Annotated in this window: 22 protein-coding genes; 17 read left to right on the forward strand and 5 right to left on the reverse strand. The window is 50.8% G+C overall.

Features of this window, described 5'->3' with window-relative positions; all coding sequences use genetic code 11:
* Positions 1–31: 31 nt before the first annotated feature.
* Positions 32–1240 (forward strand): dipeptidase, encoded by a 1209-nt coding sequence (locus JVX88_RS02795; RefSeq protein WP_211625550.1) that lies wholly within the window; start codon positions 32–34, stop codon positions 1238–1240.
* A 131-nt stretch (positions 1241–1371) separates the two neighbouring features.
* Here JVX88_RS02795 and JVX88_RS02800 read toward each other — a convergent pair whose 3' ends face one another.
* Both JVX88_RS02800 and JVX88_RS02805 read right to left on the reverse strand, forming a co-directional pair.
* Positions 1372–1854: an MgtC/SapB family protein gene (locus JVX88_RS02800; RefSeq protein ID WP_211625551.1), complete on the reverse strand. Its 483-nt coding sequence runs from the start codon at positions 1852–1854 to the stop codon at positions 1372–1374.
* A 6-nt stretch (positions 1855–1860) separates the two neighbouring features.
* Positions 1861–2757 (reverse strand): LysR family transcriptional regulator, encoded by an 897-nt coding sequence (locus tag JVX88_RS02805; RefSeq protein WP_211625552.1) that lies wholly within the window; start codon positions 2755–2757, stop codon positions 1861–1863.
* Between the two features lie 164 nt (positions 2758–2921).
* On the opposite strand from JVX88_RS02805, the gene JVX88_RS02810 reads away from it, so the two are divergent.
* Together JVX88_RS02810 and JVX88_RS02815 are read left to right on the forward strand one after the other, a co-directional pair.
* Entirely contained in the window at positions 2922–3227 is a 306-nt protein-coding gene (locus JVX88_RS02810) for a hypothetical protein (protein WP_211625553.1), read from the forward strand.
* Entirely contained in the window at positions 3149–4273 is a 1125-nt protein-coding gene (locus JVX88_RS02815) for a hypothetical protein (protein WP_211625554.1), read from the forward strand. Before JVX88_RS02810 ends, JVX88_RS02815 begins: the two co-directional genes overlap by 79 nt.
* A gap of 96 nt (positions 4274–4369) precedes the next feature.
* On the opposite strand, the gene JVX88_RS02820 is transcribed toward JVX88_RS02815, so the two are convergent.
* The 3 genes from JVX88_RS02820 to JVX88_RS02830 all read right to left on the reverse strand — a co-directional run bounded on the left by JVX88_RS02820 (position 4370) and on the right by JVX88_RS02830 (position 6671).
* The gene (locus JVX88_RS02820) at positions 4370–4747 is read right to left on the reverse strand and encodes a hypothetical protein (RefSeq protein WP_211625555.1); all 378 of its coding nucleotides are present in this window, start codon (positions 4745–4747) and stop codon (positions 4370–4372) included.
* A 59-nt stretch (positions 4748–4806) separates the two neighbouring features.
* Positions 4807–5823 (reverse strand): hypothetical protein, encoded by a 1017-nt coding sequence (locus tag JVX88_RS02825; RefSeq protein WP_211625556.1) that lies wholly within the window; start codon positions 5821–5823, stop codon positions 4807–4809.
* Positions 5824–5927: 104 nt separating this feature from the next.
* Entirely contained in the window at positions 5928–6671 is a 744-nt protein-coding gene (locus JVX88_RS02830; protein ID WP_211625558.1) for a DedA family protein, read from the reverse strand.
* Positions 6672–6849: 178 nt separating this feature from the next.
* Between JVX88_RS02830 and JVX88_RS02835 the strand changes: the two genes are divergently transcribed.
* The 14 genes from JVX88_RS02835 (at position 6850) to JVX88_RS02900 (ending at position 24866) form a co-directional block, all read left to right on the forward strand.
* On the forward strand, positions 6850–7776 hold the full coding sequence (locus tag JVX88_RS02835; protein ID WP_211625560.1) for an ROK family protein: 927 nt from the start codon (positions 6850–6852) through the stop codon (positions 7774–7776).
* Between the two features lie 300 nt (positions 7777–8076).
* Complete coding sequence (locus JVX88_RS02840; RefSeq protein WP_211625561.1) at positions 8077–8736, forward strand: cytochrome c3 family protein; 660 nt, start codon at positions 8077–8079, stop codon at positions 8734–8736.
* A 19-nt stretch (positions 8737–8755) separates the two neighbouring features.
* Positions 8756–11995, forward strand: a complete 3240-nt coding sequence (locus JVX88_RS02845) for a TAT-variant-translocated molybdopterin oxidoreductase (protein WP_211625563.1) — start codon at positions 8756–8758, stop codon at positions 11993–11995.
* Positions 11996–12049: 54 nt separating this feature from the next.
* A complete protein-coding gene (nrfD, locus tag JVX88_RS02850; protein WP_211625564.1) occupies positions 12050–13498 on the forward strand; it encodes an NrfD/PsrC family molybdoenzyme membrane anchor subunit in 1449 nt (482 codons plus the stop codon).
* A gap of 48 nt (positions 13499–13546) precedes the next feature.
* Complete coding sequence (locus tag JVX88_RS02855) at positions 13547–14080, forward strand: DUF3341 domain-containing protein (protein WP_211625565.1); 534 nt, start codon at positions 13547–13549, stop codon at positions 14078–14080.
* Entirely contained in the window at positions 14067–14765 is a 699-nt protein-coding gene (locus JVX88_RS02860) for a c-type cytochrome (RefSeq protein WP_211625566.1), read from the forward strand. Before JVX88_RS02855 ends, JVX88_RS02860 begins: the two co-directional genes overlap by 14 nt.
* Complete coding sequence (locus JVX88_RS02865; RefSeq protein WP_211625567.1) at positions 14765–15973, forward strand: hypothetical protein; 1209 nt, start codon at positions 14765–14767, stop codon at positions 15971–15973. Before JVX88_RS02860 ends, JVX88_RS02865 begins: the two co-directional genes overlap by 1 nt.
* Before the next feature lie 35 nt (positions 15974–16008).
* The gene (locus JVX88_RS02870) at positions 16009–16545 is read left to right on the forward strand and encodes a hypothetical protein (RefSeq protein ID WP_211625568.1); all 537 of its coding nucleotides are present in this window, start codon (positions 16009–16011) and stop codon (positions 16543–16545) included.
* A gap of 28 nt (positions 16546–16573) precedes the next feature.
* Entirely contained in the window at positions 16574–17473 is a 900-nt protein-coding gene (locus JVX88_RS02875) for an SCO family protein (RefSeq protein WP_211625569.1), read from the forward strand.
* Between the two features lie 6 nt (positions 17474–17479).
* Positions 17480–21058, forward strand: a complete 3579-nt coding sequence (coxB, locus tag JVX88_RS02880; RefSeq protein WP_211625571.1) for a cytochrome c oxidase subunit II — start codon at positions 17480–17482, stop codon at positions 21056–21058.
* A 106-nt stretch (positions 21059–21164) separates the two neighbouring features.
* On the forward strand, positions 21165–22223 hold the full coding sequence (locus JVX88_RS02885) for a hypothetical protein (protein ID WP_211625573.1): 1059 nt from the start codon (positions 21165–21167) through the stop codon (positions 22221–22223).
* A 129-nt stretch (positions 22224–22352) separates the two neighbouring features.
* Positions 22353–22634, forward strand: a complete 282-nt coding sequence (locus JVX88_RS02890) for a hypothetical protein (protein WP_211625575.1) — start codon at positions 22353–22355, stop codon at positions 22632–22634.
* A 109-nt stretch (positions 22635–22743) separates the two neighbouring features.
* Positions 22744–23415 carry a DUF4129 domain-containing protein gene (locus JVX88_RS02895; protein WP_211625577.1) on the forward strand — a complete coding sequence of 224 codons (672 nt, stop codon included), beginning with the start codon at positions 22744–22746 and terminating at the stop codon, positions 23413–23415.
* 5 nt (positions 23416–23420) lie between these two features.
* Positions 23421–24866: a DUF4350 domain-containing protein gene (locus JVX88_RS02900; protein ID WP_211625579.1), complete on the forward strand. Its 1446-nt coding sequence runs from the start codon at positions 23421–23423 to the stop codon at positions 24864–24866.
* The last annotated feature ends 3 nt before the right edge of the window (positions 24867–24869 follow it).

Here is a 24869-nt window from a genome sequence, read left to right on the forward strand (position 1 = left end):
CTTATTTTCCATTTCCGCAGTTTCCCAGACGATGCCACCGGATGCTGATCCAAAGCTGTGGGCAGAGGCATTGAAGATCCATCGCAAGGCGATAATCATCGATGGCCATAACGATATAACCGGCCCGATGATGGATATGGATTTCAATCTTGCCGATGATTCGACAGGACGCCTGCAATCAGGCGGAGATCCGATGCATACTGACATCGCCCGTTGGAAGAAAGGCGGGATGACCGGCCAATTCATGTCGATCTACGTTTCCGGCAATACGCTTCGAACTGGCGGTTCGATGCGCCGAGCAATGGAACTTATCGACGTCACAAATCGTGAGATCGAGCGCCACAATGACCTTGTAAAATGCACCACCGCAGCCGAGATACGACAGGCAAAACGGCAAAACAAGATCTGCCTGCTGATGGGCATCGAGGGCGGATATGCCATCGAAAACTCGCTCTACGCTCTACGGAATTTTTACCGTCTCGGCATCCGCTATATGACGCTGACGCACAACGTTACCCACGATTGGGCCGATGCTCATGGCGACGAGAAGCGAAATAACGGGCTGACGGATTTTGGAAAAGAGGTCGTTCGTGAAATGAATCGGCTCGGCATTCTGGTCGATATCTCACACGTTTCAGATAAAGTGATGCACGATGTCCTTGACATCACAAAGGCCCCGATCATTGCTTCGCATTCCGGCGCTCGCGGGGTTTCAAATCATACGCGAAATGTCCCGGATGATGTGCTCAAGCGTCTGCCACAGAACGGCGGCGTGATAATGGTGGTCTTCTATCCGACATTTCTTGATGAACGCACCGCACGGGAACAGAGCGAACGAGCAACGCGGCTGAGAGACCAGATCGCTGCCCTTCGCGAACAATTCAAGGACGACGATGCTGCATTTTTTGCGGCCCGAAACAAACTCTACGACGAGAACCCGATCTATATCGCCGACTACAAACGGATCGTAGATCACATCGATCACATCAAGAAGATTGCCGGCATTGCACACGTCGGTCTGGGCTCGGATTACGACGGAGTGCCCTTCTTGAATCCGCCGATGAAAGGTGTCGAAGACCTTCCGCTCGTAACCTATGAGATGCTTCGCCGCGGTTATTCAGAAAAAGAGATTCTGATGGTGCTGGGCGGTAATATGCTGAGGGCGATGGAACAAGCCGAACGCATCTCGCGCGGAACACGCATCTCCGCCGACGGTAGCTTGATGAAATTCAAGAAATAATTTCGTGAGCATTTTTAGGGTGCAATGCACGAATGATGCTTTTACTCCTTTGACGGCCTAGTTTGTAAGAATGCCTGCAGGATAAGATAAATAATAGCTGTTTTCGGTTCCGGGCTAAGCGGTCATTCTTATTATTTTTCTTCTTTCGGTGGCCCCGCGGAAGCTAATTTTTTTTTATTGCCGCGGGGCTCGATCCAACTGACGAAACGGAGCACGATAAATACTATCAGCGTGCTGCCGGCGGCGAGCACGTAGCGTTCAAGCCCGACCATCATTCCGATCGCCGCGGTCGTCAGTATCCCGGCGGCTGTCGTTAATCCTTCGATACCGCTTCTTCCTTTGCGGAAAATGATCATACCGGCGCCAAGAAAACTGATGCCTGTTACGATCGCTCCGATAAGGTTTGCCGCGTCAAAGCGGACGTGGTCGCCATATATTCGGAAGGATGCGGCCATACTTTCGCCGATCACAATGAACATCGCCGCCGCGACACCGACGAGAATGTGAGTGCGAAGTCCTGCCGCCTTTCCCGCGCTTTCGCGTTCCCAGCCGAGTATGCCTGCGAGCACGCAAGCAACAATTATTTGCAGAAGTATTCTTATATCCGGTTCCATAAATAGCTATGGGCGATCTGCTCCATTCTCTGTCAGGATACCGACGAATTTCTTGGCGGCCAGCGAGAGTGTGCGGTCGCTGCGATAGATGACGCCAACCGGGCGGACCCATTCCTTTTCCGCGAGCGGAACGACTGCAAGCCGTGTTCGCTCCTGTTCCGTTATTGCCGGATCGGGCAGGATCGCTATCCCGAATCCGACTTCTACCGCGCGTTTGATCGTTTCGATATTGTCGAATTCGGCAACCTTTTTTACCTCTACCCCTTTGGCCTTCAATAGCTTGTCGATCGCCTTTCGCGTTGGTGTGTCGCGCTCAAAGTGGACGAATGCCTGTCCGTTCAGGTCCTTTGTTCGGATATTCGTTCTCGATGCGAAGCGATGATCCGGCGGACAGACAAGCACGAGCTTGTGTTCGGGCATATATTCGATCGAAATACCGCGTTTTGGTTCTGGAAATGCGAGCACTCCAAGCTCGGCGGCCCCACTTGCAACGTCGCGTGCTACTTTGGTCGTACGAGCGTATTCAAGATCGATCTTCGCCGAAGGGAATTTCGACATGAATTCGCCGACCTTTGGCGGCAGTTCGTGCAGCCCGACGCTGTATGTCGTCGAGACCTTTACGGTTCCGCCGATCTTGCCCACCAAGCCGCGGAGGCTTTCCTGCATTTGGTCGTACGCAGCAAGGACGTTCTTCGCCTCGCGATAGAAGACCTCACCCGCGGGAGTGAGGTCCATTTCCCTTCGGCCCCGTATGCGCTCAAGAAATCTGCGCTTGAAACTCTTTTCAAGGGTCTTGATCTGCTGGCTAACGGCCGATTGCGTAATAAAATTGCGCTCCGCGGCCAGCGAAAAGCTCTGCAGATCGACCAGATCACAAAATACCTTCAATGTTTCGATATGCATTGGTCTTTATCAGTATTGCTTAATAATCCCCGTAAAAGAATTCATTTTAACTTATAAGAAAAACACCGTAAAATCTGGAATTTACACGGTCGATTGCCGAACAGCCCGTTTAGGTTTAAAATCTGGGCATTCAGCTTTAAGTTCGCGCAAACCCCGGGAAACAGATGGCAAACCGAATGAGCACCACTTTCCTGTTAAGAAAACTTCACCAGCTAACAGGCATAGTCCCGCTCGGCCTTTTCTTTTTCGTGCATATGTTCACGAACTCAAAGGCTCTGGGCGGCGAGGCAAACTTTGAAAAAGCGGTTCAGGAGATACACGATATTCCCTCGGCGATCTCGATTTTCGTGTCCAGCGGGTTTATGCCGATACGTTTCGTGTTCAAAAAAATTTGCAGATTAGCGTCGAATCTTCGCGTTCGGCGACCAGAAACTATCAGTCGGAAATATCGAAATTCGAATGGTGGATAACTGCCGAAAGAAATGACCTGCGAAGCATCCCGGCGGAGATAGCCGATCTGAGGGAGTACATAAGCCGAGGCGATGCTGAGATCGTCAGGTCCGAGACACGTGTCGCCGAGATGAATAGATCGGCCGCAAATGCAAGAGCAAGAGCACAACGTACTAAGGAATCTGTGATCAGAATGATCTCATCGCTGCTGGTCGGTAATGATCGGTCCGCATTTGAAATAAACGCAAGAGCAGCTTCGTTATCGCCTTTGGAGATTGTCCCACCCTATAAGCCTGCTCCATCCAGTCACACGAATTTGGTAGCGACGGTGCCGCAGTACGCGACAAATTTAGTTGCAGTTGACTACGATCCTCCCAGGATCTCAGGTGTCGAGAATAAACTCGACGCGATCGACAGCCTCGCGGGTCAGATCACAAGACTAAGAACCGAATTACGCTCGGCCGATGGACGCGAAACTGAAATGACTAGAAAACTGGCAGCGACCAGAACGGAATACGAAAGGTTAAAGTTTGAAGCTGACATATTGAGAAACGAAAGAGAAAGGCTTCGGCAGCTAGCTGCACCTTTGATCGCACGAGCAGAAGCAGTTACTTATGATCTTGCAAATGGTTCAGGGAACGTTTATCGGATGGCTATGACAGAATTGGTCTGGGATCACATAAAGGACAACATCGTAGCACCAAAACTTAAGCGAATTATCCGAATACATCGTCTTTCAGCAAAGGCAGATCTAGCGGCGGCTTTGAACGAGATAAGGCAGAACCCCCGAAAATTACTGACGCTTTCCACTCGCTTTCGTAACTCTGAAGACTTCGTAGAAACGATGGGAACAGTAACCGAGCTGATTCCTAATTTTACAAAATACGCAATGGAGGCATCAGACCGTCTCGGTGTAGGAACGTGGCAGTCTGCGGATGATCTTCGTTTTGACTTAGAAAGGGATTTGGGCGATATTTCTGCGAGGATCGTTGAGAAAGCGGGCGGAGGTCTCGACGGGCCGACCACAAAACTACGTCGATGGCTGTTCTCTAAAGACACTCAGTAAGGCGGTTTTCGAACTCGCATCGGTTGGACATCACCCATGATCTATGACTGCTTCAAATTGCCGCCGGCGGATCCTCAGCTCAATTATATCGGCTTGTTACCAAGAGATCTCCAAGAGATATTCAGCGGAACCTCCGCGTTCATCGTGTATTTCTATGACCGCCTTAAAATCATTTGCGGCGTTGGGCTGTTGGATCACAGTTACGCGGGTGCTTCTCCCTTCAAGTCTGTTCACTATTACATTTACCGCAGAACTCGGCAGCGGAGCCGTGAAACTGTAAACTCCGTCTGCCAAAGTTTGGCCCTCGATCGTGGTCTGTTCGAGTGTTGTTCCGAAAACGGTAAGCCTGACTTTGTTATCGACCGCTCCACGCCAATATACCTTTCCGGATACAGCTTCTTGGGCAAATGCGGTAAAGCTGCCAAAGATCATAAGAGCCAGAACAAAGATCAATGAATATGTGAGCGTTTTCATCGTTTCCTCCCGTCTTGATAGATACCAATTACCTTAGATTAGGCTGAGCAAATTTCCCATCACGCGTGTGCCTCGGTTCGGATCGTCAGTCCCTCACTTGAGAAAGACCAGTCAAGTATCTCGGCACCTTCTTCATTGGAAAGAGCTTTTTCGACCTCTTTCGTTCGTCCTTCTTCACAAAAGAATGCGATACAGCCACCGCCGCCGGCGCCGCATATCTTAGCGGCGATAGCACCATTTGCATAGGCTTTTGTTACAAGTTCCTCCATATGCGGGGTCGCGAGATTCGGAGACATTTGTTTGCGGATCGGATATGCTTCACGCAGCAGTTCGCCGAGTCGGTCCCAATCTTGATCAATGATCGCTTCGCGCACCATAACGGCATTGTCGCGAATGCTATCAAAAATAGAGATCACTTCTTTGTCCCCATCGATATGTCGTTTCGTCAGTTCCCAATTATTGATACCCGAATCCCTCGGTTCGCCCGTGTAGCAGATAGCGATCCGGGAGCGAAGTTTCGCAGTATCAACTTCCAACGCCTCACGAACTATTCCGTCCGGACGAAAATGGATCGCGGCAGCACCGCCGTATTGAGCTGAATAGTAATCTTGATAACCGGTCGGAACTTTGATTACCTGACATTCGACGTTTGCTGCGATCTGGATAAATCGATCCGCGGAGTAACGATTGCCGACCAACGCATTCAGCGCCCCGATGCAGGCGATATTCAAGGTGGACGAACCGGCAAGACCAGCTCCCGCCGGCGCTTCGGACTCGGTTATCATGTTGAATCCGCTTTCGGGCCGAAAGAAATAGACCAACTTCGCCAAAAGTTCAAGACGGGGTTCATCGCGAAGAGAATCTACCTCACTGAGCAAGACCTGGTAGCTTTCGCCGCGGTCAGTAGAACTGATCGAAATAACGTCATCGTCGCGCGTCTCTATTCGGCACCGTGCCATAAGGCTGATCGCAAAATTTACAGTTGCGGAGCCCTCGTGGAAAAGAAAAAGCGGCGGGATATCTATTGTACTACCGGCAAGATCGACTCGCGTCGGGGCAGAAGATTCGATTATCACGAAATTTATCCTCGATCAGTTTGACTTACGTAAGTTCTAATGGTCAGTTGGGTGACGTCGATAAGATAATAGCCTAAGCAACTGGAAATTTCACTTGGTAAGACCTATTTCTTAGCGACTGAGGTTTTTGCTTTTGTTTCGGATTCCGGGGGTTTTTCATCATCGCGATCGCGGGTAAGATGGAGGCGTTCGGTTAGGTCGTGAAGTTTCTCTTGTGCCACTTCCTCAACGGCGTGAAGGGTTTCTTCGATCCGGTGAAGCGTTTCGGGATCAGCTTCCTCGACCTTCTCCGAAAGCCAAAATCGTTCGACAGCATAAATGACAATAACGGCGAACAAGATCAGGAAAAACAGTGCTATGCCGATTTGTTGGAAATCACCGATTATTGACTTGATCGCGCCGCTGAAGAAGTATCCGGTGCCTGCGAGGACCAGTACCCAAAGCGAGCAGCTTATCGCATCAAGAAGAATGAAACGATGGAAAGGCATCTTTCCGATGCCATAAAACACGCAAATTGCGGCCCTGATGCCGTAAATGTATTTTGATATGATTATTGCAAAGCCCCCGAATTTCGCGATAAGCCGCTCAACACGCGGCTGAGCCATCTGATAAAAACGGTAATGCTTGGCCTTTTCATGAAAGATACGCCCGACCCCGTATCCGATGCAGTCACCGGTCATGCCGCCAAGCGTACCGAAAATGAAGACTTTTAAGAAACTATACTGACCGAAGAATCCGGCCTGTGCCATAGCTCCTGAAATGAGCAATGTTATATCGCCCTCGACCGTACAAAGGGCAAATACTGCGTATATGCCGTAGGTCGCGATGATATGCTCGAGTTCACCCATACGGTAGCGTTAGCGAAAAGTATCGCGCGAATCTTCAAAGAGTATCGTTTGAACTCTGTAGTAGTCAAACATTTAAAATTCGCATATTGAGTTCAGATAGTTAAATGAGAACCTAGTTCGCCCGTGTTTGACTAAGCCAGGACCGGCGAATAAAATCCAAGCCGAAGCTGAGGATATTATGCCAGAGCTAAAAGACTGGAGCGGTCTGGGTGTCGGGATCGAGCTAAAGAATGACTCGGCGCTCGCGGTGGCCGTTGAACCGAATGGCAGCATCTTTGATGAGTTTGAGCTCCTCATTGAGCCGGAGGAAAGTACTCTAGACTTAGCATCCCGCACGATCAGATCCATAACCGGTTCCTCTGCCAGCATCGATTCTATCGGTATAGCGGTTCCCGGCCTTATCGATCAGCGCACCGGCCTTTTGGTCCACTCAAAGTTTATTGATCTTGGGAGCGGAGAACCTGTCTCTGAAAGACTTTCAGCTGCGACAGGGGTACGGATCGCTCTTGAAAACGATGCGAACGCAGCGGCGATCGCCGAGTATCAGTATGGAGCAGGCCGCGGCTCAAAGAATATGTTCTACGCGACTTTGGGCGAAGGGATCGGAGCGGCATTGATAATTGACGGGAGTCTCTGGCGAGGTGATTCGGGTTTTGCAGGCGAACTTGGAAATATTGCGATAAATTCTGAAGGGATGCGGCTTGAGGAGATCGCCTCGTCTTCGAACATTGTTCGAAGGACACAGAATCGGATTCATCAGGACAGCACTTCTTCATTAAGTCGGCTTTCGGAAGATGAGATAAATATTACCGAGATTGTGCGTGCCGCGAAAGCAGAAGATGACTTCGCGTTGCTGATGCTTGAGCGAACAGGAACATACGTCGGCACTGCAATCGCTACCGTCATTAATCTATTGAACGTGGAGCTGATCGTGATCGGCGGCGAGATAATGGATGCAGGAGACGTTGTCCTGGAAGCTATCATTCAGCGTGCACGCGAGTTTGCCTATCTCCCGGCTTTTAGGACTACGCGTATCCTTCGCGGTTCTCTAGGCAGTAAGGCTGCCGCTATTGGAGCGGCAATGGCAAGCAAGCGGACCATTTAGCGTGGATTGAAAATTTTCCGACCCGCTCTGATGATGATCAATTAGATACGAAGCTCTTTTGGTACTGATAATCTTGCTTATCAGTAAAACTTATTTTTTCCGAAATGGTGATGGGCATTGAACAGCGCTATTTTCCAAGATGAGGTGTTTGCGGATTTTTTTATATTTGGTAGGATTGTTGGCAGTTTTACAGATATTCTCATTTCAATTCAAGATAGGTTCTCGTGCTTCGAAGCTCCCAGGCTTCGGGATCAGTAGTTCTTTAGCCGTTGGGGTTCAATATAACGGTAGGGGTTGAAGATGGCACAGTTTTTTCCAAAAAGTGCGAACAATATCGCAAGGATCAGTATGATCCTTGGCGTTATAGTTGCCGGTACTGCTTTTTACGTTTACACCCAGGTAGCTCGGTCGTCCTATCTCACAGGACGATACGTCGAAAAGCAGCAGCCGGTACAATTCAGTCATAAACACCACGTTGGAGATGACGGAATTGATTGTCGGTATTGCCACACAACCGTGGAGACCACGGCCTCAGCCGGAATGCCGTCGACGCAGACATGTATGAACTGCCACAGCCAGATCTGGGCCGATAGCCCATATCTTGAACCTGTTCGAGCAAGTTTCCGCGATAACAAGCCGATCGAATGGGTCCGCGTCCACGACCTTCCGGAATTTACGTATTTCAACCACAGTATCCACGTTGCAAAAGGTGTGGGATGTTCTACCTGCCACGGCGAGATCGACAACATGGCCGCCGTATATCAGGAGAACACGCTTCAAATGGAATGGTGCCTTGCCTGCCATCGCGAGCCGGAGAAATTTATACGACCCAAAAGCGAGATCTACAACATGCAATGGAAGGATAGTGACATAACTCCGGAAGAAAGATTGACATTGAAAAACGATTACAGGATCAGAAGCAAGGAGATGCTGACAAGCTGTTCGGTTTGCCACAGGTAACCTGAGAGGTCCCGAAACGATGCCAAAAATGGAAAGTAAAAGTTCATTTGCAAAGTTGCGCGAGACCATTCTCTCGCAAAACGGACGCGATTATTGGCGAAGTGTAGATGAATTCGTTGATACGCCTGAGTTCGCAGAATATGTGAAAGGAGAGTTTCCTGTCCATGCTGAAACTTGGGATAATTCGCTTAGCCGCCGAAATTTTGTCAAGGTGATGGGAGCATCGCTGGCCCTTGCCGGGCTTTCGGGGTGTGTAATTCAACCTACCGAAAAGATCGTCCCATATGTAAATCCACCTGAGGACGCCCTGCCGGGCAAGCCAATGTTTTATGCCACGGCGATGTCGCTTGGCGGCATTGCCACCGGCCTTCTCGCCAAATCTTATGAGGGACGGCCGATCAAGGTCGAGGGAAACCCCGAACATCCCGGAAGTCTTGGTGCGACCGACGCTCTTGCGCAGGCTTCCATCTTGGATCTTTATGATCCGGACCGCTCTCAAGAGGTTAGATTCCGTGGCTCTTCATCTAATTGGCAGAATTTCACGACCGCGATCAGGGCGGAAATAGATGCGGCCCGTGCCGATGGCGGAGCAGGAGTTAGGTTCCTGTCAGAGACAGTGACCTCCCCGACGCTCCAGGATCAATTCCGACGGCTTGCGACCGAACTTCCGAATGCTCGCTGGTATCAGTACGAACCGATAAACAACGATAACGCCATTGCCGGAGCGAAGTTGGCCTTTGGGTGGCCGGTGAACACGGTTTATAGATTCGATCAAGCGGAACGGGTCGTTACGCTTGATGCTGACATCTTTTCCGGCTTTAATGTCCGTTACATAAAGGATTACGCAAAGGCCCGGCAGCTGCGAGAGGATAAACAGGAGATCAATCGGCTTTACGCGATAGAATCGACACTATCGCTTACGGGGGCAAAGGCAGACCACCGATTGGCGGTAAAACCCAGCGAGGTCGAATCCGTTGCACGGGCGATCGCCGCGGGCGTCGGTGTATCTGGAGCGGTGTCTGATTATCAGGACAGTTCGCAATGGGTCGGGACGATGATAAAGGATCTGCTCGCGTTCAAAGGCAGGTCATTGGTTGTGGCGGGAGCGCAACAATCGCCGGTGGTTCATGCACTTGCGCACGCGATCAATGCCTCGCTTGAGAACGTAGGCAAAACCGTAGTTTACACAGACCCGCTTACCCCGTCTGAGAAGACGCAGGTCGAACAACTAAGGGAACTGGTTGCGGACATAGATGCAGGCCGCGTCAGGTTACTCGTATTTCTGGGCGGAAATCCGATCTACAATACGCCGGCAGATCTGAAGCTGACCTTCGAGCGTCTTGAAGGCAAGGTGCCGTTCCGGGTTCATCTTGGGCCTTATTTCGACGAAACGGCCGAGGTCTGCCACTGGCATGTTCCGGCGAAACACTATCTTGAGATGTGGAGCGATGCTCGTGCGTTTGACGGGACGGCTTCTATCGTTCAGCCACTTATTGAGCCGCTCTATTCGGGTAAGAGTGCCCACGAGATCGTTCAGTTGTTCTTCAGAGAGAACTTTGACAAACGTGACCACGACATCGTCAAGGAATACTGGCAGACGCAGAATGTCGCTTTTGCGGCCGCAGCACCTCAGCAGGCAGCCGCAGAAAATACCAATACCGCACCGGCTGCAGCACCCACTCCGGCGGCCACGGCATCTTCCCCAAATAATGCCGAGGACAAGTGGCGGAAAATGGTGCACGATGGCATTGTGCCCAATTCAGCTTTGCCCGCTAAAGCGGTCTCGGCGAGTACTGCTTTCCTTTCGCAGCCTGTCGAAAAAAGTCAGGCGGGCGGGCCGATCGAGTTTAATATTCTTCCGGACCCGACCATTTATGACGGCAGGTTTACAAATAACGGATGGCTTCAGGAATTGCCAAACCCGATTAACAAGATAACTTGGGAGAATGTTGCATTGGTAAGTCCTGCAACCGCCGCGCGGCTTTCTTTGAATAGAGGGAATGATCCGCAGGAGATATCCGGAGGAGAGCGCGGCACATCGTTTGTCAATACGCGCGGTACAAATATGTCCGCCGATCTTGTAACCGTAACGCTTAATGGCGGAACTATCTCAAAGCCGGTACCGGTTTGGATCTCCCCGGGACAGCCCGATGACGTCATCACGCTAACCATGGGCTACGGACGATCCGAACGTGCAGGTCGCGTAGGTGGCGGGCTAGGATACAACGCGTTTGAGGTGATGCGTTCGAATGCGATGTATGCAGGCTCTGGCAATATAGAAAAAACTGGCTCGAAAACTGAGATCGCTTCGACGCAGATTCACTACAACCTCGAAGGGCGTGACCTTCTACGCGTATTTGAGGTCGAAGAGTGGAAGAAAGATCCGGAAATGGGCCGTCAAAAAGACGAATCGGGACTTTCGCTATATCCTTCTGAGCTGTATCAAAAACAATATTCTGAGAACTACAAATGGGCGATGTCGATCGACCTCAACGCCTGTGTTGGTTGTAATGCCTGTATTGTTGCTTGCCAGTCGGAGAACAACATCCCCGTCGTTGGCAAGGAGCAGGTAGAGCGCAGTAGGGAAATGCATTGGCTAAGGGTCGATACTTATTATTCAGGTGACGATATAAACAAGCCGGGTGGTGTCGCATTCCAGCCTATACTTTGTCAGCAGTGTGAGCTCGCACCTTGTGAGGTGGTATGTCCTGTGCATGCGACCGTGCATTCACCGGAAGGACTCAACGACATGGTCTATAACCGCTGCGTTGGTACGCGGTATTGTTCCAACAACTGTCCATATAAGGTTCGTCGATTCAACTTCTTGCTTTACCAGGATTGGGATACCCCGCAGTACAAGCTGATGCGAAATCCCGAGGTTACCATCCGCAGCCGCGGCGTCATGGAAAAATGTACGTTCTGCACTCAGCGGATCTCCGAGGCTCGTATCGAGGCCGAGAAAGCCGGGCGACGCATAAAAGACGGTGAGGTCGTTACTGCGTGCCAATCTGTATGCCCATCCGGGGCGATCATTTTCGGCGATCTTAATGATCCGCTGAGCAAGATCGCAGAGGCAAAGAAAGACAAGCGTAACTATAATCTGCTCAATGAGTTGAATACACAGCCGAGGACAACATATATGTCCTCATTGAAGAATATGAATCCGGAAATGCCGGACTATAAGCCGCTGAAAAAGCCGAAATCGTATCCGGCTCCTGTGGCAAAAGACGGAAAGAAAGCGGGAGGCGACGGCCACTAATACGGTCCGATTCTGTTTTTGGATAATGTCCAAAGCTGCGGCGGCTAAAAAAATATGTCGGAACTGAAAGAAATTCAACAACGGATCTATCCTCCGATGGTCGAAGGCGACCATTCCTTCGGTACGGTGTCCGATAAGATCGGGGATATCACGCTTAAGAAGCGTACTCCTTTCGGCTGGTTTGTTGGTTTTGGGATCTCGTTCCTGGTCGCCCAGCTTCTTCTTTTCTCGGTCGTGGCTCTCTTGGCCAAGGGGATCGGTATCTGGGGAAACAACCAGCCAATTGGTTGGGCGTTTGACATCATCAACTTCGTTTGGTGGATCGGGATAGGACACGCCGGAACGCTTATATCTGCGATCCTGCTTTTGCTGAACCAAAAATGGAGAACCTCGATCAACCGCTTCGCAGAGGCGATGACGCTCTTTGCGGTGGCTTGCGCGGCGATGTTTCCTTTGCTCCACACCGGACGTCCATGGTTGGCCGCCTACTGGCTTTTTCCATATCCCAACACGATGGGAGTTTGGCCGCAATTTCGAAGCCCCCTTATTTGGGACGTTTTCGCGGTTTCTACTTACGCGACAATATCGCTTTTATTCTGGTACGTTGGTTTGATACCGGATTTTGCCACCCTTCGTGACAGGGCAAAAAATAAATTCTTCAAGTTCATCTACGGGATACTTTCTTGGGGCTGGCGCGGAAGTGCCAGGCATTGGCACCGGTATGAACTTGCTTATTTGCTGTTGGCTGGCTTATCAACCCCGCTAGTTTTGTCCGTACACTCGATCGTGTCCTTTGACTTTGCGGTCTCCCAGCTTCCTGGTTGGCACGCCACCATCTTCCCGCCGTATTTCGTTGCAGGAGCCATATTTGCTGGCTTTGCGATGGTGCTGATCCTGTGCATACCGTTGCGGGTTTGGTACAACATGAAGGACTTCATCACTGATACCCATCTCGCCTATATGGGCAAGATAATGTTGGCGACGGGTCTGATCGTGGTTTACGGATATGCCATGGAGTTCTACTTTGCGTGGTACAGCGCGGCAGAATTCGAATGGTTCATGATGAAGAATCGGGTGTGGACCGGGCCATATTGGTGGTCTTATTGGTTGCTGTTGATTTGTAATGGGGCCTCGATCCAATTGCTATGGTTCAAGCGCTTTCGTGAAAGCCCGTTCTGGCTCTTCGTCATATCTATTGTGGTCAGTGTGGGGATGTGGCTGGAGCGCTTTGTAATCATCGTTACCAGCTTGAATCGCGATTTTCTTCCGTCGTCATGGGGAATGTATTCGCCGACAATGTTCGATTGGACGATGTTCATCGGTACGATCGGATTCTTCTTCACGCTGCTGTTCCTGTTCGTAAGATTCGTGCCGATCATTTCGATATTTGAGGTGCGCACATTATTGCCCGAGGCCCACGTACACGGGCATCAACAGGATTTTGATGAAAGTGTGCTCGAGGTCGAGTACACGTATGACCGGACGGATCCGCCAAATAAGTAAAGATTAGCGACTTTGAAAGGCTTAAGCCGTAACGCAACGGTTGAGATTATGGAAAGGAACATATACGGATTGCTTGCTGAATTCGACTCGGCTACGGAGTTGGTCGATGCGGCAAACAAGGTGCGGGAGGCCGGATATACAAAGACTGACGCCTTTTCACCGTTTCCATTGCATGAGATAGACGAGGCTCTGGGCATCAAGCGAAGTATCCTTCCGGTGCTTGTTTTTTTCGGCGGTCTTACCGGTACTTGCCTTGGTATCGCTTTGCAAGTATTCGTGCATTACATTGATTATCCGATCAATGTTGGCGGGCGTCCGTATTTGAGTTGGCCTGCGTTCGTTCCGCCGGCGTATGAGTTGACGATACTCCTTGCAGGTTTTACCGCTGTTTTCGGAATGTTGTTTTTGAACGGATTGCCGCGTCCATATCATCCGGTATTCAATGTTCCCCGTTTCTCACTTGCCAGCCGGGAGAAATTCTTTTTGTTGATCGAAGCGGCCGACCCTAAATACGATGCTGAATCCACGCGTGAATTTATCGCGTCGCTTGACCCTCAGGAGGTGTTTGATGTTGAGGAATAGATCACATTACTTCCTGCTGGCTATCGCCTTAAGTGTGTTTATGGCGGGCTGCGGCGTGCGTCTTGATATGCACGATCAGCCGCGATATAGGGCCTATAAGAAAAGCGGTTGGTATTCGGACGGTTTAGCGTCGAGGCAGGCGCCAGACGGCACCGTTGCCCGCGGATTCTTAAAAGAGGATAAGGCTTTCTATACGGGCAAGATCGACAATCCTGACCCAAACGCCCAGGCTCAGACAACTACCGACGCATCGGGAAATACTATCGTAACGAGCTTCCCGAATGCGATCGATGAATTCCCGATACCTGTAACCAAAGAATTGGTCAAACGCGGCGAGGAACGTTACAACATTTACTGTATGGTCTGTCACGGTCCGGTCGGTGCAGGCGACGGAATGATCGTCCGCCGTGGGTTTACTCCTCCTCCGACTTACCACGACGATCGGCTCCGTCGAGCCCCGGTCGGCCATTTCTTTGACGTAATAACGAATGGCTGGGGACGAATGAATGGCTACGCAGCATCTATACCTGCGGCCGACCGTTGGGCCATCGTGGCATACATACGTGCACTGCAGGTTAGCCAGAATCCGGAAGAGATCATTAAAATGAACTCGAATACTTCAACATCAGCCGCTCGAACCGACGTACCGGCCACTACTTCGAACTCGAATGGAGGTGCAAGATAATGGCCGAATTGGGTAAGTATCGGGTGCCGGAAGAATTGGTAAGAATGCGGTCGGTATTTCTCGGCATCGGCGGACTTGCGCTCATAGCATGGGCGATCGGCGTGTACCTGGATCCCGAACAGGGGCTGCGATCGTGGCTTCTCGGGTTTATTTTTTGGGGCGGGATCACCTTTGGAAGTATCGGGATCTTGATGCTCCAATATTTGACCGGCGGAGCTTGGGGAGTGGTAATACGTCGTGTTGTTGAAGCCGGTTCACGAACCATTCCCGTTGCGGCGGTCGCCTTTATCCCTCTTTTTTGGATTACCAAATATCATTATTGGACCACTTGGGGGCCGGATGATTACGCGATTGAACACCGCGGTTGGTTCATGACCCCGGAAAGTTGGATACTCAGGTCGATAGTTTATTTCATACTGCTTTTCATCATTGTTTATTTATTGAACAAGTGGTCTGCAGCGCAGGACAAGGCGGCGGATCACGAGGAGGCAGCCTCGTGGCTTGGGAAGGCGACTGCTTTCTCGGGGCCGACTATGGTCTTCTACGTTCTAATCATCACCTTTGCGACAGTGGATTGGGTGATGATGCTTGACGCACATTGGTTCTCCACGATCTGGGGCCTGCTTTTTGTGGTCGGCTGGGCACTAAGTACGTTCTGTTTTGTGGTAGCCCTGCTTGCTTATATGTCGGACAAGGCTCCGATGAGCTATATTCTCGGCAAACGCCATTTTCACGATCTCGGGAAATTGATGCTCGCTCTCGTGATGGTTTGGACATATTTTAATTTTTCACAGTTCCTTATCATCTGGTCGGGCAACATCCCTGAAGAGACCGGCTGGTACATCACGAGAATGAAAGGCGGTTGGCTTTACGTCGGAGCGGCACTTTTGCTTTTCCATTTTGCCTTTCCATTCCTTACGCTGCTGCAGCAGGATTTCAAACGGCGGATGAAGCAGCTTGCATGGCTTGCCGGTTTCATACTACTGATGCGGCTTGTAGATATGTTCTATTTGATCGCTCCTAATCCGAGAATAGATAAGACCATTGAGAAAGGTGCGTTCATCATTAGTTGGATGGATATTGCCGCACCTATAGCACTTGGCGGACTGTGGATGTGGTATTTCATCGGGCAATATGCGAGCAGGCCTGTGGTTCCGGTAATGGATCCGTTTCTTGAAAAGGCCATCGAGCACGGACGCGGGCATTGATAGTTCATTGTTGTATTGAGTTGGAGCTTTGATATATGAGTTCAGCAAAGCATACAAGTGTCTCCGATCTGGATAAACCCTATGAGGCCAATGTAATTGGTATCAGAGGCATCGTGTACTTTACGATCGGACTTGCACTCTTGATAATCATCACCTTTGCGTTGATGTATGCGCTTTGGGGCGTACTCGAACAGGATGCCATACAGACGAAGTCATCCAATAATCCGATGATGAAGAGCGAGATGGAGCGTTTGCCACCTGAACCGCGTCTTCAAGGAGCCCCAGGCTTCGAGGTGCGCGGTCCTAAAGGTGTGATAAATCTGGAGCTCAAAGAGCCGCAGGCGGAATGGCGGGCACTTAAAAAGATCTGGGATGATCGCATCAAGAATGGTGAGAAACATCCTGAAACAGGTGCTCTGATCGCGATGCCGGTAGATAAGGCAATAGACGTTCTGCTTCAGCAGCCGATAAAAGTCAGGGCTGGTGAAGAAGCAGCAACGATCCGCGATAGCTCGCGAATGTATTTTACAGATGCCAGTTCCGGGCGAAAGGCATCACTAAAGAGGAATTGATCCAGGCGAGGTAGTGTTCGTGGTTAGTATGAAGACGAGTGCAGTTGCTTTTATCGCGGTGCTTCTGTTTGCCGTGATCGCCGTTGCGCAAAAGAATGAACATTATAACTCGCCGCTTTATTCACCCAGAAAGTACGATCCTTCGGTCGGGACGGCTAACGGTATTCCCGAACCGCTGAAAAAGGTCGGGATAGAACAGAAGCTCGGTGCAAAACTTCCCTTAGAGTCGGTGTTCAAGGACGAGGATGGAAATGCAGTAAGACTTGGGGATCTTTTTTCCTCCGGACGTCCGGTGATCCTAACATTCGTCTATTTCGAATGCCCGATGCTTTGCAATCAGGTGTTGAATGGGTTGACCGGATCACTCAAAGGAGTGTCGCTCAATGCGGGGAAAGACTTTGATGTGATCGCTCTCAGTTTTGATAGCTCCGAGAACAACAAGTCGGGCTTGGCAAAGAACAAAAAGGCTTCATACATGGAACGATATGGTCGGCCGGGGACGGAATCTGGCTGGCATTTTCTTACCGGAGATGAAGGGGCCATAAAGGCTGTTACGGAAACCGCAGGCTTTTCTTTTGAATGGGACGAAAGATCGGAGCAGTTCGCACACGCAAGTGCGATCATCATCGTAACCCCGGACGGGGCCATTTCGCGTTATCTTTATGGTATTGATTATGCGCCCCGTGATGTGCGGCTTGGATTGGTCGAATCTGCCGAGAACAAGATTGGCAATGTCGCAGATCAATTGCTGCTTTATTGTTACCATTATGACCCCTCGACCGGTAAATACGGATTTGCAATACTGAGTGTTCTTCGGGGCGCGGCCGTGCTAACGCTCTTCGGAATGGGGCTGATGGGTTTCGTCTTTTGGCGAAGAAGCAAGGGCCGGAGATCTGATCCGGATGGACCTGACTCAACGGGCAACTAGATAGTTATGCAAACGAATACGTGGGTGCCATTATTTCCTGAAGCGGCGTCAACATTCGCATGGCACGTGGATGCGCTCTATTTCTATCTGATAGCGATCAGCGTGTTCTTTACGATACCGATCGTTGCCGCGATCTTCTTTTTTATCATCAAGTTCCGAGAGCGCGGCAAATATCTTAATGGTGCGGAGATACATGGATCGATGGCGCTGGAAACGGCGTGGTCAGTGCTTCCGTTCATCATCTCGATGACCATATTTCTCGGCGGGGCATATGTATATTATTTGCAGTATCGTGTGCCCGATGACGCAATGGAGATATTCGTTGTCGGTAAGCAATGGATGTGGAAGATCCAGCACGGGACAGGTCAACGGGAGATAAACGAACTGCACGTCCCAGTGGGCCGCCGGATCAAGTTGACGATGACCACAGAGGATGTCCTGCACGATTTTTCGATACCCGCATTCCGGACCAAAGCTGACGTAGTGCCCGGCCGTTACACATATATGTGGTTTGAGGCAACCAAACCGGGTAAGTATCACCTATTCTGTGCCGAATACTGTGGGCTGAATCATTCCGGTATGGGTGGTTATGTTTACGTAATGGAGCAGAGGGATTTTGATAACTGGCTTGCCGGCACGGTTGCTGATCAGACCCCGGTCGAACAAGGACGCGATCTTTTTGAGAACAAACTTGGCTGTGCCTCCTGTCATGCCGGAGGGCCACAGCAACGCGGAGCTAAACTTGAAGGCATATATGGAAAAGAGGTCAAGCTAGTTGGCGGGCAAACCGCGGTAACGCCATTCTGCCCATCGCAGACGATCGGCAGTGTTTGCACTATTCCGAACTTCCTGCAATATGCTCAGACCGTGTTCCCGAGTGGCAACATCCGCAGCACGATCTCACCATATATTCTTAATAACGTTCTTGCCGGCATGCCGACAACGAGCAACTTTACCGGCGGTGATGGCTTAAACACTCTTGGTTATCGGCTTAATCGTCGTCAAGACCAGGACCGCGACCAGTACTCATCGCGTATTGACGTTGACGTAAATGACCGGAATTCGCTCAGCTTCATTTACAACTACAACAAAGAAGTGAACCTGAGGCCGGATATCGACGCAACGGGATTTACCGAAGTTCCGGATGGTATCCAGTCGTCGGCGAACAAACAGTTCACGATGGCATATCGCCGTGTTTTCACCTCGAACTTCATTACGGAGTTTCGCGGCGGTATATTTACAAGCGAAGTTCCTTTTGATCGAATAAGCGAATACCCCGCATTTATCGCATCGGTTCCGCTTATCAGCGGTCCGAATACGTTCACAGATCAGGGACGTAACACTAAAGGTTTCAACTACCAGGCTAACTCTGACTGGATCGTTGGCAAGCATACCTTCAGGTTCGGGGGCCAGCTTCAGTTCTTCAAGGTCAACGCTTATAACGACGTGGGTACTGTTCCGACGCTTACTTTCGCAAGCGGAACCGGCACAACCTTTACGGCTGCTAACTTCACTAACATCGGTGGTATTAGCACGACACAGCTTGCGACTGCAAATGGTCTGCTTGGATTGCTCGGCGGACACTTCACGCAGATCGCACGTTCATTCAATATCACCACGATCGATGAAGGATTTGTCCCCGGAGCAACCGAGTATCGTCCGTTCCGTTATGAGAACCACGGGTTCTACTTCTCGGATCGGTGGTCAGCGGCCCGCGGACTTACCATCAGTCTTGGTGCTCGCTATGAGATATTCCCGGCTCTCCGCAACTTGACGGGACGCGGCTTGGAACCCTTTATAGCTGACCTTGACAACCCGCTCGCATCGTTGTTGGATCCGAACGGCAAGTATGTAGTGTTGGGCGAGAGCATCGGCAAGAAGAACCAGTACTACTTGACCGATTACAATAACATCGCTCCGAACATCGGAGTTGCTTGGTCACCAGCCGCTGAGAAGGGCATTCTCGGATTCATTTTTGGTAACCGTCGTTCGGTATTCCGCGGCGGCTATAGCCATGTGTTCGGAAATGACTCGATAGTAACCTCGATAAATAACGCATCGGTCGGAAACTCCGGCCTTGCCCGCACGACTGTTACTTTGAGCGGACTGGTAGGACGTGTCGATACCGATCCTGTACCGACAGTTCCTGTCCCGTCTGTTCCGACCATCCCGTTCTCGTATCTTGTTAACAACGGACCGGGGATCGGAAACCATTTTGGTACCGTATTTGGTATCGATCCGAAACTTCAGACGCCTCTTGTCAAGCAATACAGCTTTGGCTGGCAGCGTGAGATCTTCGGAAATATGGCGTTTGAGATCCGCTACGTCGGTACATCGAGCAACAACCTTGCCCGTGGTGTTGACTATGGCCAGATCGATGTCGTCAACAATGGTTTTCTTGCTGATTTCCTTCGTGCCCAGAACAACCTGCGGCTAACGGGCAATGCCTTCTGTACCGATCCTGGCTGTGTGCCGCTTCAGATCTTTGCAAATTCAGGTGCACCGCAAGCCGGAAGGCTTCTTGTTGGTGGAGCGAACGGCATCAATGCCGCGACGTTCAATAACAACCTGACGAACGGTACTCCGCTGGACCTCGCGCTCGCGTTCATCAACAGCACGAATCCGCGGAACATCAACAATCAGCCGTGTATCGGTTCGATCGGAACGTTCGTATGTAATCCAAATGCGGTCCCATACGTCAACTTCCTGCCGAACAACTCTTCGGGTGTGATCGATATATTTGAGAATGCTGGCTGGTATCAGTATGATTCGCTGCAGACGGAGATCCGTCGCCGCTTTGCAAATGGATTGTACTTCCAGGCAAATTACACGTTCTCAAAAAACATCACCGATACAGTAGGTACCACTCAGCAGCTCTTTGAGCCGTTCCTCGATAACAACAACCGCAAGCTTGACCGCCAGCGTGCTGATTTCGACACGACTCATGTTTTCACTGCCAATGGTATTTATCAGCTTCCGTTCGGCCGCGGGAAGAAGTTCCTCAATTATGACAATTGGGCGAGCCGTATCTTCCTAAGCAACTGGGAGCTTTCGGGCCTGATGCAGTGGCAGTCAGGTGCTCCGATCACGTTCGTTGATACGCGTGGAACTCTTAACCGTACCGCCCGTTCAGCTCGCCAGACGGCGAATTCGAACCTGAGCTACGATGAGATCCGGGCTCTGATGGGGATCTTCCAGCAGAATGTTGGCGGACAGGACGTCATCTATTGGATCAATCCGGCGATCATCAATAGCCAAGGCGCCGCTTCTGGAGGCTACAGCCTCACGGGTGCAACCTTCCCCGGCCAGGTGTTCTTCAACACCAACCCGGGCCAGACGGGCAATCTTGGCCGTACGATCGTTAACGGTCCGCGTTACTTCAACATTGACATGGCTCTCTTGAAGAGCATTCAGTTCAGGGAAAGGATGCGCGTCCAGCTTCGCCTGGAAGCCTTCAACGTCCTGAATAATGTCAACTTCATTCAGAACACTCAATTTGCGAACATCAATTCAACGACGTTCGGTCAGATAACGAGTGCATTTGCTCCGCGGCAGATCCAGTGGGCTGCTCGGTTCGAATGGTAATTGATATGGGCTTTTAAGCCGCTTAGCCTGCCGGTCTTCGGGTCGGCAGGCCTTTTCTTTTGTTCCGGTTCTTCGGTTTGGATACAAAAGATATAATCCATATTCGATGCCGAGCTTCTCGAACGTCCAAACACCGCCTGTTTCCTCTATGTCGATAGCTCCGCTTGGTCCCGGCGATCTGATCGATCGCGCCGTGAGGTTTTATCGCAATAATTTTTTGACTTTTGTATTGATCGCATTACCGCCGGTCGTCGGTGCGACGGCACTTGGAGTCGGATGGACGCTGTTGACGCGCTGGATGTTTCCGTTCGTGCCGGGTATCGATAGTGCCGACATATTGCTCTATTACAGTCTTGGCTGGTTAGGAAAGTCCTCGATCTGGATTCTTGAAACGATCGTAACGCTTGCAGTGATGGGCGGAGCATCGCGGAATTTTGTCCGTCACATTTTATTTGGTGAACCGATCACATTCAAAGAAACCTATAAGAATACTTGGAAGCGCCTAGGTTCCTTGTTGGCAGTCTCTCTTCTGATCACGTTGTTGCTCGCCGCAGTCGGCGGCGCGATCTTTTATTTCGGGTTGTTGGCCGGGATAGTGGCCGCAGCGATCGTTTATGCACTGCTAAGCTTTTTCCCACCGGTAGCCGCGTTTATTGCTGTAATCATCAGCGTAGCGGCTTTTTTTGTAACGCTGATGTTGTTTTTTCTGATTGCATCGCGATTTGCCTATGTTCCGCAGGCGATGCTAGTCGAAGGACACGGCGTTTTCGGTTCTATCACACGGAGCGTATCGCTTGCCAAGGGTAACTTGAAGCGGTTCGCAGCCCTGTTCTCATTCACTATCGTTGCAACTTACTCGGCACTGGCGGTCTTATATGTCCCGCTTGGCTGGTATGCCTGGATCGAGGGGATCGACCTATTCGGTTTTTCAGGTGCGGCGTCGCCAGCTTGGTTCGAGATCGCCCAGCAATTCGTTTCACAGATAAGCGTGATACTTCTTTCACCGATATGGATGGTAGGGCTGTGTCTTCTCTATGTTGATGAACGTGTCCGGCACGAGGGGTATGATATCGAGCTTATGGCCGCGCGAAGGCTCGGCAAGATCCCTGACGTGCCTGATTCCTACATCAATCCGCTTACCCCTGCACTTCACGCAGATGTTTGATCATTATGGATGCCCTCGAACCCTAATCGCATAACGGTAACAACATCAGATCCTTATGGACAAGAAAATGGTATATTGCGTGATGATGACTTATAAGTATTAAATATTGATGATACGGGCATCTCCGGAATGCCCGAGCTTCAGATCTTCGGTCCGGACAGACTGCTAGAGAGAGCGAAGCTCGGAGATATACCAGGGTTTGCATGCAGGCATTTTCTGCTTTCAGGTCTTGTGTCACAAAAGGTCAGCGGAAGGGAGCGTTCAATGCGGCTGGTAGATGAGGAATGCGTCCTTTTGATGTCCGTTGTTCATATCGATCACGTTCGGCGAGATATCGCGCTCGATCACGGTTCCGATAGATTCTCCACATTCAATGAGTTTACTTGCGAACCCACAGGTAAGTACGATTAAGCACTTCCAGAGCGGCAAATGGCGGCTCAGATCTCTTCGCGTTCAAAGGCGTCGTGTGATAGGCGGAATAAGATTCCTTTCGCTTGCCATCTTTTGCACTTTTCTAGTTTTGCCATTGCTTATCTTGGGTTCCGAGTCGCGTACGAAAGATGAGGACAAGCAAAAGCTTGCTGAGATACTCTCACGCGAAGAGTTCCAGCGCCCGCCCGCCTCTGAAAACAGCCTTCTTGAAGAATGGATGAAGAGGTTAGATGAGTGGCTGGCGAGACTTTTCCCGGTACCTAGCGGAGCAGGAGGAACGGCTCCATCGGCCCGCATGGTCTCTGCAATGCAGATACTAATATTGATCGGCATAGTCGCCTTGGTCGGTTTTGGTCTTTACAAACTGCTTCCGCTTTTATTTCCGGGGTTAAAGCGTTCACGAGCGGAGAGGCCTGAGGGCCGGGTTGTGTTGGGAGAAGTGATCGCTCCGGAGGTGCCGACCGCAACCATTTTTGATGAAGCAGAACGTCTTGCACAGTCCGGACACACCCGTGAAGCGATCCGAAAAGGATATATCGCACTGCTCTGCGAGCTTGCGGACCGCCGAGTCATCGGGCTTTCCCGAAATAAGACCAATCGTGATTATCTAAGAGATGCCCGCCGAAACACGACACTTTACCCGCATCTGGCCGGTATAACCGGGAAATTTGAGCTTCATTGGTATGGTAACGTTGCTTGCGACAGTATCGATTGGAGAGATTTTAGAGAAAGTTATCAGGAGGCTCTCCGCAGCATTTAAGTGCAATGAAAGAAAGGCTGCTGATAGGAACTGGTCTGGTGCTCGTGGTGGCCGCGATGATCGCGCTTAATTCAGTGGCGTTTGTCAGCAAACAAGTCGTTCCTGATGTTGAACACAAACCCAACAGGTCAAGTCATAATGCCGGTGCGACAGGCACAAAGGCGGTCTATACACTTCTCGCAGAAACTGGGCGAGAAGTAGTTCGCTGGCGATATCATTCTGCCGACCTGAATCGGCCGGGCCAGCCAAGGCCGGACGTTTTTGTGATGGTCGGGCCCCTTAAACGTGAGCTGGAAGAATTTGAGACGGAAGAACTTCTGCTTTGGACGCTTGGCGGCGGCCGATTGGTGATAATAGATCGCGATCCTCCAAAAGATCTCATGGTAACTACTGTGCCGGGAACGATATCGGTCAAGAAAGCTCCTCCGTTTCAAGAGGTTGGCGTCGATCCTTACGACCAACTGCAGATGACGAGCGGATCTCCGGCGCTGCGGCCAGACGGTGAGACGGCATTCACAACGAATGTAAATGCGGTTCAAGCGTCGCGCTTTGCCAGTTATTTTGAATTCACGCCAGCGTACTCCGCGGAAACGAACAGCGGGGTTGAGCCAGAATACGACGATCTGCCGGCATTTTTTGCTCCCATAGCCTCACCAACACCTATCGATATTGATGGAAAACCGCTTGTCGTTGGCGATCCTGATACGACCGGGAGCGAACCTGAAAACGAAGGAACAAAACAATCCGAAAGGGCTGAGGTCTTTTCAAGGATGCCGATATCACACATCGGTCGGGACGGCGAGTCGCTTGTACTTGAGGTTCCGTATGGTGACGGCTCTGTTATTTTTGTCGGCGATCCCTACATTGTGTCAAACGGCGGTATTGCCTTGGCAGATAATGTTCAGTTCGCAGTAAATCTTTTGGGCAGCGAAGGCGTGGTCGCATTCGATGAGTTTCATCAAGGGTTCGGCAGCGGACGAAATCGGCTTCTCGAGTATTTTTCGGGTACACCCATGATCGCCATTTTCCTGCAGATCTCGGCACTAGTTGGATTGGTATTTGTTTCACGAAGCCGCAGATTCGCCCGTCCGCTGCCGTCCGATCCTCCGGATCGTTTGTCAAATCTGGAATACATATCCGCAATGGCCGAGCTCCAGCGTAGGACGCGAGCCTATGACCTGGCAGTAGAGAACATTTATGGAGATCTTCGCCGCCGAGCAGGACGGCTTTTGAGCATCGATCCTTCAACTATCTCCGATCGTGAATTTGCAGAACGTTTGAGCGAACGAACCAAACGCTCTGCGGACAATATACTCCGTCTATTTCAAGACTGCAGCGATATTATTCAGGGCGGATCGGCCACTCGATCCACAACGGTCGAACTGATCGCCGCGATCCGGGATCTTGAATACGAATTAAAGTTACGGCGTGCGGCAGGAGGAACGAGATAAACA

The sequence above is a fragment of the Leptolyngbya sp. 7M genome, assembly GCF_018128485.1.

What these genes read in the sequence shown, in the direction of transcription:
- JVX88_RS02870 (WP_211625568.1), top strand. Translation starts at nt 16,009, where the DNA reads ATGAGTTCAGCAAAGCATACAAGTGTCTCCGATCTGGATAAACCCTAT.
- JVX88_RS02805 (WP_211625552.1), bottom strand. Translation starts at nt 2,757, where the DNA reads ATGCATATCGAAACATTGAAGGTATTTTGTGATCTGGTCGATCTGCAG.
- coxB (WP_211625571.1), top strand. Translation starts at nt 17,480, where the DNA reads ATGCAAACGAATACGTGGGTGCCATTATTTCCTGAAGCGGCGTCAACA.
- JVX88_RS02890 (WP_211625575.1), top strand. Translation starts at nt 22,353, where the DNA reads ATGCCCGAGCTTCAGATCTTCGGTCCGGACAGACTGCTAGAGAGAGCG.
- JVX88_RS02885 (WP_211625573.1), top strand. Translation starts at nt 21,165, where the DNA reads ATGCCGAGCTTCTCGAACGTCCAAACACCGCCTGTTTCCTCTATGTCG.
- JVX88_RS02845 (WP_211625563.1), top strand. Translation starts at nt 8,756, where the DNA reads ATGCCAAAAATGGAAAGTAAAAGTTCATTTGCAAAGTTGCGCGAGACC.
- JVX88_RS02800 (WP_211625551.1), bottom strand. Translation starts at nt 1,854, where the DNA reads ATGGAACCGGATATAAGAATACTTCTGCAAATAATTGTTGCTTGCGTG.
- JVX88_RS02830 (WP_211625558.1), bottom strand. Translation starts at nt 6,671, where the DNA reads ATGGGTGAACTCGAGCATATCATCGCGACCTACGGCATATACGCAGTA.
- JVX88_RS02810 (WP_211625553.1), top strand. Translation starts at nt 2,922, where the DNA reads ATGGCAAACCGAATGAGCACCACTTTCCTGTTAAGAAAACTTCACCAG.
- JVX88_RS02820 (WP_211625555.1), bottom strand. Translation starts at nt 4,747, where the DNA reads ATGAAAACGCTCACATATTCATTGATCTTTGTTCTGGCTCTTATGATC.
- JVX88_RS02855 (WP_211625565.1), top strand. Translation starts at nt 13,547, where the DNA reads ATGGAAAGGAACATATACGGATTGCTTGCTGAATTCGACTCGGCTACG.
- JVX88_RS02900 (WP_211625579.1), top strand. Translation starts at nt 23,421, where the DNA reads ATGAAAGAAAGGCTGCTGATAGGAACTGGTCTGGTGCTCGTGGTGGCC.
- JVX88_RS02795 (WP_211625550.1), top strand. Translation starts at nt 32, where the DNA reads ATGCCACCGGATGCTGATCCAAAGCTGTGGGCAGAGGCATTGAAGATC.
- JVX88_RS02860 (WP_211625566.1), top strand. Translation starts at nt 14,067, where the DNA reads ATGTTGAGGAATAGATCACATTACTTCCTGCTGGCTATCGCCTTAAGT.
- JVX88_RS02835 (WP_211625560.1), top strand. Translation starts at nt 6,850, where the DNA reads ATGCCAGAGCTAAAAGACTGGAGCGGTCTGGGTGTCGGGATCGAGCTA.
- JVX88_RS02875 (WP_211625569.1), top strand. Translation starts at nt 16,574, where the DNA reads ATGAAGACGAGTGCAGTTGCTTTTATCGCGGTGCTTCTGTTTGCCGTG.
- JVX88_RS02865 (WP_211625567.1), top strand. Translation starts at nt 14,765, where the DNA reads ATGGCCGAATTGGGTAAGTATCGGGTGCCGGAAGAATTGGTAAGAATG.
- nrfD (WP_211625564.1), top strand. Translation starts at nt 12,050, where the DNA reads ATGTCGGAACTGAAAGAAATTCAACAACGGATCTATCCTCCGATGGTC.
- JVX88_RS02840 (WP_211625561.1), top strand. Translation starts at nt 8,077, where the DNA reads ATGGCACAGTTTTTTCCAAAAAGTGCGAACAATATCGCAAGGATCAGT.